The sequence below is a fragment of the Actinophytocola sp. genome (assembly GCF_009379765.1).
Lineage (GTDB): Bacteria > Actinomycetota > Actinomycetes > Mycobacteriales > Pseudonocardiaceae > Actinophytocola.
The window spans coordinates 1-13,825 of sequence record NZ_WHTD01000030.1 but is presented as its reverse complement, the minus strand read 5'-3'; the positions used below and the strand labels follow the sequence as shown (position 1 = coordinate 13,825).

The 13,825-nt window shown below is 70.2% G+C and carries 9 protein-coding genes; all 9 read right to left on the bottom strand.

From position 1 onward, the window contains the following. Positions 1-249 precede the first annotated feature (249 nt). The 9 genes from GEV28_RS11875 to GEV28_RS42250 all read right to left on the bottom strand — a co-directional run bounded on the left by GEV28_RS11875 (position 250) and on the right by GEV28_RS42250 (position 13,811). Positions 250-1,683, bottom strand: a complete 1,434-nt coding sequence (locus GEV28_RS11875; protein WP_291411646.1) for a toll/interleukin-1 receptor domain-containing protein — start codon at positions 1,681-1,683, stop codon at positions 250-252. Further along, entirely contained in the window at positions 1,683-3,476 is a 1,794-nt protein-coding gene (locus GEV28_RS11870) for a hypothetical protein (protein ID WP_291411644.1), read from the bottom strand. Before GEV28_RS11870 ends, GEV28_RS11875 begins: the two co-directional genes overlap by 1 nt. A 14-nt stretch (positions 3,477-3,490) precedes the next feature. After that, the gene (locus tag GEV28_RS11865) at positions 3,491-5,737 is read right to left on the bottom strand and encodes a hypothetical protein (RefSeq protein ID WP_291411642.1); all 2,247 of its coding nucleotides are present in this window, start codon (positions 5,735-5,737) and stop codon (positions 3,491-3,493) included. 2 nt (positions 5,738-5,739) lie between these two features. Continuing rightward, complete coding sequence (locus tag GEV28_RS11860) at positions 5,740-6,894, bottom strand: hypothetical protein (RefSeq protein ID WP_291411640.1); 1,155 nt, start codon at positions 6,892-6,894, stop codon at positions 5,740-5,742. Between the two features lie 4 nt (positions 6,895-6,898). Continuing rightward, complete coding sequence (locus GEV28_RS11855) at positions 6,899-9,574, bottom strand: hypothetical protein (RefSeq protein ID WP_291411637.1); 2,676 nt, start codon at positions 9,572-9,574, stop codon at positions 6,899-6,901. Between the two features lie 21 nt (positions 9,575-9,595). Further along, entirely contained in the window at positions 9,596-11,182 is a 1,587-nt protein-coding gene (locus GEV28_RS11850) for an Hsp70 family protein (RefSeq protein WP_291411636.1), read from the bottom strand. Between the two features lie 16 nt (positions 11,183-11,198). Continuing rightward, a complete protein-coding gene (gene grpE / locus GEV28_RS11845; RefSeq protein WP_291411634.1) occupies positions 11,199-11,771 on the bottom strand; it encodes a nucleotide exchange factor GrpE in 573 nt (190 codons plus the stop codon). 1,084 nt (positions 11,772-12,855) lie between these two features. Beyond that, on the bottom strand, positions 12,856-13,599 hold the full coding sequence (locus GEV28_RS11840; protein ID WP_291411632.1) for a hypothetical protein: 744 nt from the start codon (positions 13,597-13,599) through the stop codon (positions 12,856-12,858). A gap of 107 nt (positions 13,600-13,706) precedes the next feature. After that, positions 13,707-13,811 carry a hypothetical protein gene (locus GEV28_RS42250; RefSeq protein ID WP_367115091.1) on the bottom strand — a complete coding sequence of 35 codons (105 nt, stop codon included), beginning with the start codon at positions 13,809-13,811 and terminating at the stop codon, positions 13,707-13,709. Positions 13,812-13,825: the final 14 nt, after the last annotated feature.

The window sequence follows — 13,825 nt, the reverse complement described above, 5'->3', positions numbered from 1 at the left end:
CTGCTCCGCGACGGCGTGCTGACCGCGAAGATCGCCGCCCGCTACCCACTGACTGAGGTGGCGCCGTTGGCGGCTTTCTCCTGCAGCCACTGCTCCTGCTGCTCCGGCGGCCTTCCCGAGGCAGCGCACCAACGACCGGATGACCGGCCGCACAGCGATTCTGCTCTCCCTACAGCCAGGCGCGACGATGCTCACCGACCGCCGCCGTCCGTGGGAAGTAACACCGCGGCCGTGCGTCGGGTTGTCAGCTCACTTCTGCCGCGTGTCCCACGGCGGCGGTGAGGTGAGGATGTCCAGCCGCCCCCTGAACGTCGCGACGGTCTCGGTGACCTCCCGGGCGAGGCGTCGCCGCCAGCGGCGATGCTGGCGGTAGCCGAGCTCGACGGTCAGGACTATCGCGAGGCACGTGACGGCGAAGACGAAGGCCAGGAGCAGCCAGAGCCGGAGCGTGGCCGTTCCCGCGCGGAGCTCCGGAACCGCCGAGGCGGCGAGGAAACCGGTGGTGGCGCTGATCCAGAAGGCGTAGCCGCTGAGGCCCAAGCGGTGGTCGTCGAACAGCCAGCGCGGTCGGCGCCGCGTGGTCTCGGCGTCGAGGTTCTGGGCGGCTTCGGTGAGCCGGCCGAGCATCCAGGTGGCCTTGTCCTCCTGCTCGCGGGACAGCTTGCGGGGCCAGGTGGTGAGCCGGTGGTCGAGCCGGACCATGGCACGGCGCACCGCGGGAGCGCGGAGGGGGCGGCCCAGGGTGTGTGGCCAGCGGTCGTCGAGATCCCGATCCTTTCGCTCGTTGCGCAGCATCGTCACGGAGGCCCACAGGGCGGTGATGAACAGGCTGACGAAGACGAACAGCCGGCCGGAGTCGGTCATGTCCGTGCTGATCGTGAGCCAGACCAGGATCAGCAGGAACATCCCGGCGGCCAGCAGAACCACCCGGTTGTATCGGTCGGTCGGGGCGCGGTGAACCTCCCGCTCCCAGGAGCCGATGACCTTTCCGAACGGCACGTGGATGAACAGGAACACGATCGGGACGGCGAGCATCACGACCGCGAACAGCCAGGCGGTCGGCACGAGTGGTGGCAGTTCGCCGGGTGCGGTGGGCGAGTCGTCGCGCACGAGGATCGGCGGCCCGGCGAGCGCGAGCAGCGAGCACAGGCCGGTGAGGACACCGAGCCACCAACCGGGACGCCTCGGCTCGGCGTCGCCACCATCGCCCGGCGTCCAGGTCGGGGCCACATCGGACTTGAGCCGCTCGATGAGCGTGTCCACGTCGGTGGCCGCAGACTCGCGGCACACCCGGTGGAACTGGTTGCCCCGGATCGAGAGGATGGACGCCGGGAGGTCGGCGTTCGCGTGCCAGTCGGCATCGTCGAGGGGCACCGGAATGATTCTCGTTCCGGACTTCAGGCCGAGCTCGATCTCCTCGCGCACCCAGTCACGTTCGCGGTCGAGCAGCCGGGTCCCGTTCTCGTCCCGTTCGGTGAACCATTCTCGGTGCACCAGGACGAGCAGCACGTCGACGTCGGGCACTCGTTTGTAGATCTCGTCCCAGTAGGTAGCCCCCAAGCTGATGGACTCCCGGTCGAGAAAGACCTGCTCCTTTCCGAAGTAGTCGCGGAGACGCTGGTAGATCCCGTCGACCACCTCGGCCGGGGCATTTCGCCGATAGTTGATGAAGATCCCGCCCATCAGTCGGAGCGTCCGACCACGCGGGAGGAGTCCAGAGTGGAGGGAGACGCGGACTCGTCGAAGGCGCCGGTGATCCCGCCGATGATCCCGCCGGCGGCGAGGGTGGTGGCCGCCACACCGGCGGTCAGCGACGTCACGAGGGTGACGCCGCGGCCGAGACGGTAGCCGTGGGGAACGGTGACCTTGTCGCCCTTCGGCTCCAGCGGCGGATTCTCCTTGGGTGGCTGGACGTTGCCGTTGACGGAGATGCCGGCGAGCCACTGGAGGGGCTCGAGGTAACGATCGTCGGCGAGGTCGAGTGCGGAGTTGAAGTAGCCGACCTCGGTCGCGTTCTGCTCGAGCAGCCGGACGTTGTTGCCCCAGCCGACCTGGTTGAGCCAGGACTGGACGTCGCCGTCCGCACCGAGACTTCGGCCGATGGCCGTCTTCTCGAGCGCGTCGGTCTTGCTGACCACGACGGCGATGCGGCGCAGCTTCGTGGCGCCGGAACGGGATCGCAACAGGTCGAACAGCCTGCCGACGACACCCTCCGGTTGTGCTTCGGCGGTGCCGACCGGACCGGCGACCGTGCGAGTGGCGTCGCGCTCGGCCTGAGTCAGGGAGCGCACGACGGCGTCGACGGCGAACGGGTCGACCACGATGATCAACCCCTCGGCGTGGTCGAGGTAGCCCTGCGCCTCGACTCCATCCGCCGCGGCATAGGACTCACCCGCCGGGTCGAACAGGTAGAGGATCCGGTCGGACCGACCGCCGATGCCCACGTCGAGCATGACGCCGTCCGGCATTCGCTGCACGGTCTTGTCCAGCACCCCGCCCTCGCGGAGCTGGCGCCGACCCGCGGAGAACACCCGTTCCTGCGCCGGCTCCGCGAAGCCGACCGCGGCGCCGACGTCGTTCAGCCGGGTGTGCAACGCGCTGACCGCGAGACACAGGAACGTGGTCTTGCCCGCCGCAGGGCCGCCCACGACGGGCACGGTGACCACCGGGACCCGGCCGACACGTTGCGGCAGCGGGCGGTTGCAGTGCGGGCACAACGCGGTCATCCGGTGCCGGCCCAGCACGATCGCGGTCGGCAGCGCCGCGCCGCACCGGCAGTCGTGCCGGAGCAGGCCGTACTCGTTGGGCGCGATCCGCCGGTGCCGCTGCCCGCACCGTGGGCATTCGTACGTGGGCAGCGCGATCCGCCGGTAGCACCCGGCGTACGGACAGGACTGGCGAATCCTGCGCCACAGCCGAAACAGGCCTTCGACCGCGGCCAACGCGAGCCAGACGAGTGCCCACACCACGGCCAGCACCAGCATCAGCGCGGCCGTGGCGAGGACGATACCGACATAGGCGGCCAGGCCGGCGAGCACCCCGGCGGCAGCACCGAACACCAGCGCCGCCGACGTCGGCAGGAGGACCAGCGCGACGATGCCGATCGTCGACCACCCGCCGACCGATATGTCGACGGTTTGCCTGACCCACCCGATGGCGCTCCTCGCACCGTCGCGGGTGCTCTCCAGCGCATCCCGGACGATCTGCCACAGGTCGATCCAGATCTGGCGGAGCGGGTAGGCGAGGAACGCCGGCTCGGGGCCCGACCTGTCGTCCTGCTGCCGGAACGGCGGCGTCGCGATCCCGCTACGCGTCCGGTCCGTCAGCACATCCCAGACCGCGCGCAGGTAGAACCACACGACCACGAGTGCGAAGACGACCACGGACGCCACCGCCGCAGGCAGGACCACGTACGTGATCTGGATATACAGACCGAAAGCCCACGCGCCGAAGCCCAACAACCACAGGAGTGGCATACCGAGACCCTCCTTCAGCTGTCGCGCTTACGGGTGAACATGCCGAGGACGCCGCGCTTCTCGGACCCGGCCGCTTTGGTCAGTTCGGCGAGCTCGTCCAGCAGCTTCGAGTCCCGGCGGCGCAGCCCCTGCTCGACGCGCTGCCGGGTCGACTTGCGGTCCAGCAGCCGCACCAACCGCCTGTCGAGCTCCGGTACGCCCAGCCGATCGCGGCGCAGGGCCAGGACCAGCTCGGCCAGCACGGTCACGTCGGACGGCGTCCGGTAGTCCAGGTCCGCCCAGGCCAGTCCGATCGCCGACCGCAGCTCGGGCGAGAGCCTGCGGTACAGGCCCACCAGGAGTCTCAGGTGCACTCCCAGCAGCTCCTCCGCAACGGCCCGGGTGACCGTGTCGACGAGGGCGGCAGTGCCCGACGTGCGGCTCCGCTGCAGCCGCGCCAAGGGTGTCGCCAGGTCCCGGTCGTTGGTGAGCGCTTCGTGCAGGGCCTTGAGGTCCATCACGAGATGCGCGTCGGCGACCGCCCGGGCAGCGGCCCGCCCGGTCTCGGCCACGCCGTACGAACCGTCCACAGGAGACAACTCGGCGACGGCCACGGCGAGCTTGGCCGTGCCCTGGGCCTCCAGCCGACCTGTCGCCAGGGCCCGGCCGACCAGCCCGAGCAGTGCCGGCTGAGCCGCGACGGCGCGGCCGACGGTCTCGACGACGGCCAACCCCTGGCTGGGTGACGGCACCTCGCGGCCCCACATCGCCACGACCAGCTCGGCTCGCTCGACCGGCGGCCGGTCGGCCTCCCGGGCGATCCGAGCCGTCAGCTCGTCCCGCCGGCCGGGGTTCCTGGTGCCGACGGACACCCACACGGCGGGGACCAGCTCGTGCCCGGCCGGCCACTGGACGTCGACGAGCCAGTCGCAGACCGCGGGGGTGAGCATGGTCCGGCGGATCGCCTCGTCGGTAGCGGCCAGGCCACTCAACATGCCGGTCAACAGGGCCTGCCGGTACCTGCGCGGGCAGGCCCCGTGCGCGGCCAGCACATCGCCGCGGCCCCTTCTGGTGCAGCCGGAGGCCGCTCCCACCACGTCACCGTCGGGGATGCTCAGGCCGGCGGTCGCGGCCAGCCGCAGCAACCGCACGACCTCGGTCAGCTCGTCCGCGGCGAGCAGCGCGGCCGCGAACGGCTCACCGGCCGGGCCGGCGAGCTCCGGGCGACGCGGCTCGTCCGCCGCCTGGTAGATGGCCGCCGCGAGGTCGGCGCCGACCCTCGGTAGCACCATCGCGAGATTCCGCCAGAGCCATTCGGGCAGCCCGCGCCCCGCCCGACGCAGCGCCTCGACCATCGCGACCGACTCGTCCGGCCGCAGCTCGCTGCCCAGCGAGAAGGCCGTCACCGTGCCGGCGAGAGCCAGGTCGTCGTCGAGACGCCCGGCCAGGTCGCTCAGCGCGTCGATGGTCTCCAGGTTCGCCGTTCGCCACGCGCCCACCACGATCTCGGCGAACCGGCCCGGCGGGTCGACGATCCCGTCCGCCCCGTCCAGCCGGAACGCCCGTCCGGGCCGGGCGATCGCGGACAGCACGGTCGGGGTGGTACCGACCAGCCGCTGCTGGGCGGACTCCGGATCCGCGGTGTACGTGGTGAAGCTCAGGTCGGCGGCCACCTCGAAGGGCAGCGAGTAGGACAGTGCGGCGATCCACACGGCAACGTCGCCGGCCCGCTCGGTCGACAGGATGACCCGGCCGGTGCGGCCGGCCAGGCAGTCCAGCACCGCGTCCAGCAACGCACCGAGCTGCGCGTATCCGCACTCCCCCAACGAACTGAGATGGCGCGTCACGAGGTCTGGGCTGATCTCCGGGCCGGGCGTGACCTCACCCAGCTCCGCGAGCGTGTCGGTCGGTGCCGGCCGCTCGGCCCAGAACGCGGCACCCCACAGCTCGATCGGGCGGATCCCCTCGAGCTCCTCGTCCCCTGCGACGACGGCGTGGCCGAAGAAGTTGCCGTACCGGCCGGAGTAGTCCTGGCCGAGGTAACGGCACCGCACCAGCATCGCGTGCCCGGCGACCCGCTGGTAGCACAGCGAGACCGGAAGGTCCGCGCACTGTCGGGAGTCGGGTTGCGGCGGCGTGTCCGGTGGCGGCCGGTAGGACATGAACGGCATCACCACATGCCGCACGTCCGGCGTCACCGTCGAGCTCTCCGCCACGAACTGGAACCCGGCGTGCCCCGCCAGCCCTCGCTCGGCCGAGGTGTAGTGCAGTTGCTGGGCCACGGTCAGCTCCTCCCTCGCCGCCGCGTGGGCAACATCCCGAACCGATGCAGCAGCCAGAGGAGCAGATCCTCCACCCGGTACGGCTGGATGCCGCGCGGGTCCACCACCTCGCCCTGCGGTGTGTTGCCGAGCGCCGACAGGCCGAACAGGTTGTACGTGCGGAAGTTGTGCTCCAGGAACAGGTCCAGCCCGCGGGACTGCCAGCTGTCCAGCAGTGCCCGAACCTCCTCGTGCACCGCCTCCCGGTCGGCCGGGTCGAACGAACCCGAGGCGGGCCGGGGGCGCCGCAGCGCCGACGCCGGGGACAGCTGGTCGGCGATGGCATCGATCTTGGTCAGCGCCACCCCGACCGGCACCGGAAGCGGGCGGCCGGCCGGGATGCCGTGCTGCGTGCGGAGCATCTCGGTGACCCGGCCGATCACGTCCTGCGGGGCGTCTCCCGGCAGGTCGTCGGCGTCCACCAGGAAGATCACCGTGTCGGCCGCACCGAGGTAGCGGAGGTGTCGGTCCACTGACTCGTCGCTGGTGAAGTCCTCGCCCGCGTTGTCGAACAGCACCAGGGTGAGCGCCGGGTTCCCGCGCCGCAGCAACCCGGACCGGCCGAGGGTCAGCGTGTAGATCAGCGGGTCGTTGAGCCGGGTGGCCGCAGACTGGGTGACCGGCAGCAGCCGGTGGGAGCCGAACAACGGCGCGTGGAACTCCTCGCGGTAGCGGCGACGGGTGCGGTCGTCGCACTCGACGAGGGAGGCTTGCAGCTCTTCGCCGACCCGGTTCTGCAGCTCGTGGATGAGCACGGCGATGTAGGTGCTCTTGCCGGCGCCCTTGGCGCCGACCAGGGCGACGATCCGGCTGGTCGCGTCGAGGTACGAGCCGGGCAGGTGGGTGTGACACGCCGGGCAGACCCGCTGGGCGGACTCCAGCTCGCACTTCGGGCAGGTCGCCCTCGGTTGCCGGCCGTCCGCGGCGAACACCGGCGGTCGCGGCTCGGGCGGTTGCCGGGTGAACGCCGCGTGTCGTTCGTCGGGGACCTCCTGGCATCCCGACTGGCCGGCGACCCGGCCGCGGCAACGGAACTCCACGCGCCGCCGCGGCACCCGTTCGAAGCAGTACGGGCAGGTGAGGTCCTTCCCGCGACCGGCGATTCCCGCCACCGTCATGCACTCAGTCCCTTCGTAACTGGTCCGTCGGCGGATCGAGCAACTCGACGCCGTCGCCCTCGACGAAACAGCGCAGCCAGTACGGCCGGGCCTGGCTCGGCGCCGCGATCTCCATCCGGGCGGGCCGGTCGGGCGCGAGCTCCACATCGGACAGCTCGCCCAGCCGCGTGCACTGGTCGAGCCGGAGCGGGAGCACCCGGCCGGGCCGCAGGCCCAGCACCAGCCGCTCGATCCGAACGGACTGCTCGGCCGACACCTCCACCAGAACCCACCGGCGCCAGGGCGGACCGCGCCAGGTGATCCCGTACCGGGCCAACAGCCGGCCGGGCACGCTGATCCGCTGTTCCACGCCGGCTCGGTCCTCGGCGCCGACCCGGACCACGGGCCGGACGACGATCGCCACCGCGATGGCCGGGTCCGCCGGCAGGCGCACGCCGCCGTCGGCCTGGTAGCTCGCCTTGGTCACGCGCTGCTGGCGAGGCTCCTCGCCCGCCTGCGACCAGCCGACCTCCACGGTGCCGAGACCGGTCGGCCACTGCCAGCCGAGCGTGACCTCGGTTCCCATCCGTCGCGCGGTCAGTCCCGTCAGCGGGGCGACCCAGACGAACTCGGTGACCGCGCCGACCACCGCCATGTCGCCGGCCACCGTGAGCGCCAGGTAGAACACCGGGTGCGCGGGCCGGCGGACGGTCAGCCCGGTCGGCGTCGGCATACCGGCGACCGGCGTACCGGCCTTGCGGGCGGCCGCCAGCTCCAGCTCCTTGCCCATCGGCCATTGTGGACGATCGGCGAGCTCCACGATCTCCACCGTGCCGTGCTCGGGCGCGGCGAACTCGAGCCGAAGGCGTTCGGCGTCGCCCGAGTCCAGCAGGACCCGCAACGACCGAACCGGTTCGGGCTTCCTGGTCGGGGTCGCCGAGAGCACCGTCCCGACCGTGGTGGCCGCCGAGCCCAACCGGTCCAGGTAGACGGCGCCGATCCAGTACCGGTACGTGGTGTTGTTCCGCACGCCGAGATCCCGGAAACCGTTGGCGTCCGCGGCGATCTCCACACCGACCGTGGCCGTGGCCGTGGGCGAGCCCTCCGCGACCCGACGGACCAGGACCCGCTCGGCCTTGGCGGGTAGTCGCCAACGCCCCTCGACGACGCCGTCGCCGGCGTGCAGCCGAATCCCCTCGGGCTCGGGCCGGACCAGTACCGGCCCACTGACCGCCAGCGTGGCGGAAGCCGTGCCGTCCCGCTGGGTCAACACGGCGTAGTAGAGCGTCTCGTTGACCCTCGGCGTCTGGTCCCGCGCCGCGAGCCCGTCCGTCCGCGCCACCGTCAGCTCGGCGTCCAGCGCGTTCGCCGGCGGTCGGTCCCGCTGGCGGATCACCTGGTACGTCAGGTCTCCGGCATTCGACCGGGATGCCTGCCAACTCACCGACACGACGCCCGCGCTGACGGCCACTCGGACGTCCGTCGGCGGGGCAGGTACCAGGCGACGCATCGCCTCGCCGACCGACGGCAGGTCGGGCACCAGCCGACGGGCCTCGCTCAGCGAGCGCCACCGACGGTCCACTTCGGCCGGCCCCAGGTTCCGCGTCGGGCCGTCCGTGGCCTGGTTCCTCAGGTCCACGGCGGCCGCCACCAGGCGCCCGATTTCGGCGGCCAGTTCCTTCGTGTCCTCCGGGAGCGACACCGTGTCGACGAGTTGGCCGGCCTCGTAGATCTGGCCGGCCTCGCGCAGCGCGCTCAGCTGCCGGTGCAGCGAGCTGGCGCCGGTGCTGAGATCCTCGTGGCGGATGGCGAACACCAGCCGGCGTGCGCCCTCGGGCGCGATCCCCAGCGAGACCGCGTGCGTGACCAGCATGCCGTCCGGAACGCCGCCGCGCCGGCGATCCCTCAGCTGTTCGGCGATCTCGTACTGCAGCAGCCGAAGGACCGCGTCCTGGCCAGTACCGACTACGCCCTGCAGCGCCGTTCGAATTGTGTCCGCGCTGGTGGAGCGCTCGTTGCGGGGCCGCTCGGCCCACCGGTCACGCAGCGCCGCGAGCGTAGGACGGTCGAACCGGAGCCGAGGTTCGCCGGCGACGGCGAACCGATCGAAGATCGAGGCTCCGGAAACCCGTTTCTCGGCGAGGAAGTCCGAGGCGTGGCGGTGTCCGAGCACCTGCAGGGAAGCGCGATAGGCCTCGAAGGCGCGAATGGGCGCGCTCGCCGGCAGCTCGTCCGGCTCGCAAATCTCGACCCCGTCGATACCGGCGCGGGTGAGCGCTTCCAGATCGTCGAGCGGGATGCCGTGCCGGGTGGCCGCGTCGTCGAGCACCTGCGGCGTGATCCGCCCGAGCTCACCGGCGATCGCGACCACCTCGGCGACGAGCTCGGCCACCCGCCCTGCGGCGTGCTTCCTGCGGTTGCGCAACTCCTTGCGCAGCGGTCCGGCGTCATCGCGGCGGGCCGCCTCAAACAGCTTCTCCAGCTCACTGTGCTCGGCGGTCAGCCGGTTGACCAGCGTAGTGAACCTGGCCTGCTGCCGGGCCCGGCGCCAGGCACGGCGAACCTCGTCGACGCGTGCGACCACCTCGGCGGGTGGCATGGTCTCGTCGATCTGGTACCGCTGCGCGAGCTCCGGCAGAGTACCCGCCCTTCTGGCGGGTTCGAGAACCTCGGCGACGTAACGTTTGTCGTCAAAGGCCATTCGGGTGCACCTTGGACACGGTCAGCTCACCCGGGTCAGCGCGATGGACTTCCGCGCGCTCTCCACCTGCTCGTCGGTCATCCCGCCGACCTGGACGGACAACTCGAGACGGACGCCGGTCTCCTTCTCCACGGCGGCCACCCGCAGCAGACCACTCGTGCTAAGCCGGAACGTGACGTCGATGGGCCAGCCGGCCGGCTTCCGCGGCGGGATCTCGATCTCGCCCTCGGCGATCCGGTTGTTGTTCTCCACCAGGTCCGACTCCCTCGGCCCGGCCTGTTCCATGACCTCGACCAGGATGGCCCGCTGGTCGTCGTCGATGGTGCCGAACTCCTCGGTGACGTCGGCGGGAAGCTGGTCGTTGGCGTGGATCAGGTGCGCGACGAAGTCGGTGCGGTTGTCACGGCGTACCGCCTTGATGCCGAAGCTGCGCGAGGCGACCGTGCGGATCTGCCGGTTGGACATCGCCTCCTGCGCCTTGTCGGACAGGCCGGCCCGGTCGGCCATCTCGTTCGCCTTGCCGGTCTCCCCGGAGGACAGCAGCCGCCGGTAGGTCTCCTCGAACGCGTAGCGGGCGGCGCCCTTGGCCACCGACAGGTCCGGGTCGTGCAGCTTGGGGTCGAAGCCGAATTCCGCCACCAACCGCGCGCGCACCACGGGCATCCGGGTCGCGCCGCCGACCAGCAGGACGTCGTCGAACGTGGTCACACCACGCCGGCCGGCCTCCTCCACGATGCGGCGGGTGATGTCGACGGTCCGGTCGACGAGGTCGTGGGTGATCTCCTCGAACACGTCACGGCTGACCTCGACGGTGGCCCGGCGGCCGTCGTGCACGACCCGCACCGTGCGCTGCGTCGCCGAGGAGAGGTCCTTCTTCATGTCCTCGGCGAGGGTGCGCAGCTCCTGTTCGGTCTCCCGGTCCTCCAACGGATCCGTGGCATCCGGATGCTGCGCGGTGAAGTCCTTGGCGAGGTGCTCGACGAGCCGCAGGTCCCAGTCGGCACCGCCGAGGTTGTGGTCGCCGTCGGTGCACACCACTTCGATGTCACCGCCGCGGATGGTGATCACCGTGGTGTCGAACGTCCCGCCGCCCAGGTCGTACACCAGGATGCTGCGGTCCTCGTCCGGCCGGAGAACGCCGTAGTCGATGGCCGCCGCGATGGGCTCGCTGACGATGTCGATGACGTTCAGCCCGGCGATCTCCCCGGCCCTCCTGGTCGCCTCGCGTTCGGCGATGCCGAAATAGGCCGGAACGGTGATCACCACGTCGTTGGCGGAGTCGCCGGTGAACAGTTCCGCGTCCGCGGTGAGCTTGCGCAGAATGAGGGCAGACACCTCCTCCGGCACGTATGTCCGCCCGTGGATCTCCGGCGTGACGTAGTCCTGCCCCATTTCCCGTTTGATCAGGCTGACCACGAGATCCGGGTGGATGACCGCGGTGTTCTTCGCGACGGATCCGACCACGATGTTGTCCACGGACTCGAGGTAGACGACCGACGGCGTGGTGTCGGCGCCCTCGGCGTTGCGCACAACGGCCGGACGGCCGACATCGTCGAGATGCGCGACACACGAGTAGGTCGTCCCGAGGTCGATGCCAAACACAGCCATGAAAGGGTGTCTCCTATCAGATCGTCTCAGTGTCCGGGTCCGCTTCCGCGGCACGGCCGACCGCGACATCGGCACGCCTGACCACCCGTTCCCCGCTGGCGAATCCCATCGTCAGTACCTCAACCACGGTGTCCGCGTCGCCCGCCGCCTCACGCGGCCGGTGCCGGCTCGGGTCGAAACGCTCCCCCACCTCGACGTCCAGCGGCTCAACACCGGTGCGGCCCAACGTGTCCACGACGTCATCGGCGAGCGCGTCCAGCAACGGGGCGACGTGCTCCACACCCGGCGCCTCGCCGGACGCCCACCGCCGGGCCTCCCGCCGCAGCGTCTCGTGCAACTGGTACAGGCGAGCCCTCACCGGCTCCATCGCCGTCGTGAGCTGGTCCCGCCGCAGTTCCTGGTTCTCCTCGTGAAGCCGATCGATAATCGACTCTCGAAACGCTGCCCGCTCATGCTCCCGCCCAATCCGGTCGGCGAGCTGTCGCAACGCTCCCTCGATGTCGGCAGAGGGCGAGCCGCCTTCGTCGTCTGCCCCAGATTCCGCCGTGTTCAACGCCGGCGCCTCACCTTCCCGCAGCTCGACCACCATCCACCAGCCCAGATCGGAAATGCGTCACAATCCCGGTCACGTTCGTCCTAGGTCGCCCCTGGACACCGGGCGGCCAACAGTACCGGACCGTCCAGCGGCGCCCGCCGCGAACGTCCGAAGCGTAATCAAACTCCGGGCCACGCGTGGCCGGATTAATCGAACTCGGCGGGCCTGTAGGTGTTTCTGACCTGGTTCGTCGAGCCAGCTCGGCCCGCGTCGGTCACACCTGGCCAGGTGTGGCACCGCATCTGCATTACGACCGCTTCAGTTATGGATGTCCACGGCGCACCCTGCGGACATGGACTTGCCCAGATGACAGCATGCTTCCCATACTGTCGGTCGCGCTCTGGGCGGGGGTTCCGGTGAACGACTACTTGTCGCTGCTTCCGGCGACGCTGCAGTGGATCTCGACTGGCTCGCTTCCATCTCCAGCGTCCCATGGCCGTTGTGGATCGGCGGCGTGTTTCCTTTCTACGTCGCCTCGGTATCCGTCATCCGGTGGATGCTCCGAGGCCGCGTGTGGCCGGCGCAGTGCTTGTACCCCCGGACGAGCAAAGGTTGGCCGTGTCGCAACTGGGTTCCTGGCGAGTGGGCCCGGTGCCGGCACCACAACCGTTCGAGGCGCTACAAATACGGACACAAAGTGGTGAAGATAGAGCGATGGCAGACATTCAACGCCCACGACGAGATCATTGACCGACCCGAGCGCGGTGTCGGCGCCCTGCGACTTCGTCCAGCAGGTGCGACGTTGCTCTACGAAAAGGGATATGTCCGCCGGCCGACCGGCGTGATGACGTTGCTTCCCGGGAAGATCGCCGCGATATGGCGGCGCATCAAGCAGGCCCGTTTACGAACGCCGACCACCGACGCGCCGGAAGATCGCCCGCACAGCCAGGAAACCCAGGCTCCCTCGGGAGATCGAACAGACGTTGCCGAAGGGCGCGGTCCTGCTCACCCGACTGCGCACGGCACCGGCCGGGGTCACCGACCCGGCCCTGGGTCGCCGACATCTACAACCGAGCCCGAGCCTCCGGCAAGGACCACGCCCACGCCGTCCGCATCCTCGCCCGAGCCTGGGTCCGCGTCATCTGGCGCTGCTGGCAGGACGACACCACCTACGACCCGACCCCGCACGGCAGCGCCCAACACAACACCAAAACCCAGATCGCAGCAGCTGGACCACCCCGGTGATCTTGGAGGCCGTTGGTTCTGTTCGACGGAGACTTAAACGACCGCCCGATATGACGATTTTGTCCACCTGGAATCGTCCGTTCGCGGTCAGCGCCCCCTTGTGCCGCGGTTTGTCGATCAACAACGTGCCGTCGGCAACGCTGAGCTCCTGGTGCAGGTCGGCAAGCATGCCGTCGACGCCGTCGGACGCCAGCCGCGTCGCGCGATAGGCCACGTCGTCGCGCAGCACAGCGTGGATCCGCCGCCAGTGCGGCTCGATGAGCAGCGTCCAGTACCCATGCAGCAGGTCGGCAATCCGCCGAGAAGCGCCGACCGGGTCGGCCAGCAACTCGACCAGCCGCGGTGGCCGCCGGTCGGGCCACACCACCAGCAGGTCGTCCCGAAGACGATCCGCGGGGTACTCGGCGATCGCTCGCAGGTGCTCGTCGATCGTGGACGCATGGCCCGGCCGCGCGACCAGGAAGTCGGCGATGAACGGACGGTCCGGCAGCAGCAAGGCCAGCAGCTGCGTGTCAAGCGCGCGGACCCGGGCACGCGCCTCGGCATACCACTCCCGATAGGGCGGACGCCACCTGCCCGAGTTCAGCATGCGACCGCTCTGGACCACCTCGACCATCGGCGAGACGTCGAACCGCATCCGTTCCAGGTCGCCGGCAGCCAGTCGCAACTGGATCATTAGCCAAGCGTAGAACTTGCGGCAGAATGGTGTGAACCATTTCAGCTAAGGGCTCGTAGCGAATCAAGTCAGTGCGGCTCGGGCGTGTCGTGCGTCGGGTGCAGGGTGTAGTTCCAGTCGCCATGCCAGGGGTCGCGGGTGATCGGGAGTTCTTTCATTTCTTTGTTGCTGATCTCGATGCCGGTGG

What these genes read in the sequence shown, in the direction of transcription:
- GEV28_RS11875 (WP_291411646.1), bottom strand. Translation starts at nt 1,683, where the DNA reads ATGGGCGGGATCTTCATCAACTATCGGCGAAATGCCCCGGCCGAGGTG.
- GEV28_RS11840 (WP_291411632.1), bottom strand. Translation starts at nt 13,599, where the DNA reads ATGCGGTTCGACGTCTCGCCGATGGTCGAGGTGGTCCAGAGCGGTCGC.
- GEV28_RS11860 (WP_291411640.1), bottom strand. Translation starts at nt 6,894, where the DNA reads ATGACGGTGGCGGGAATCGCCGGTCGCGGGAAGGACCTCACCTGCCCG.
- GEV28_RS11870 (WP_291411644.1), bottom strand. Translation starts at nt 3,476, where the DNA reads ATGCCACTCCTGTGGTTGTTGGGCTTCGGCGCGTGGGCTTTCGGTCTG.
- GEV28_RS11850 (WP_291411636.1), bottom strand. Translation starts at nt 11,182, where the DNA reads ATGGCTGTGTTTGGCATCGACCTCGGGACGACCTACTCGTGTGTCGCG.
- grpE (WP_291411634.1), bottom strand. Translation starts at nt 11,771, where the DNA reads ATGGTGGTCGAGCTGCGGGAAGGTGAGGCGCCGGCGTTGAACACGGCG.
- GEV28_RS11855 (WP_291411637.1), bottom strand. Translation starts at nt 9,574, where the DNA reads ATGGCCTTTGACGACAAACGTTACGTCGCCGAGGTTCTCGAACCCGCC.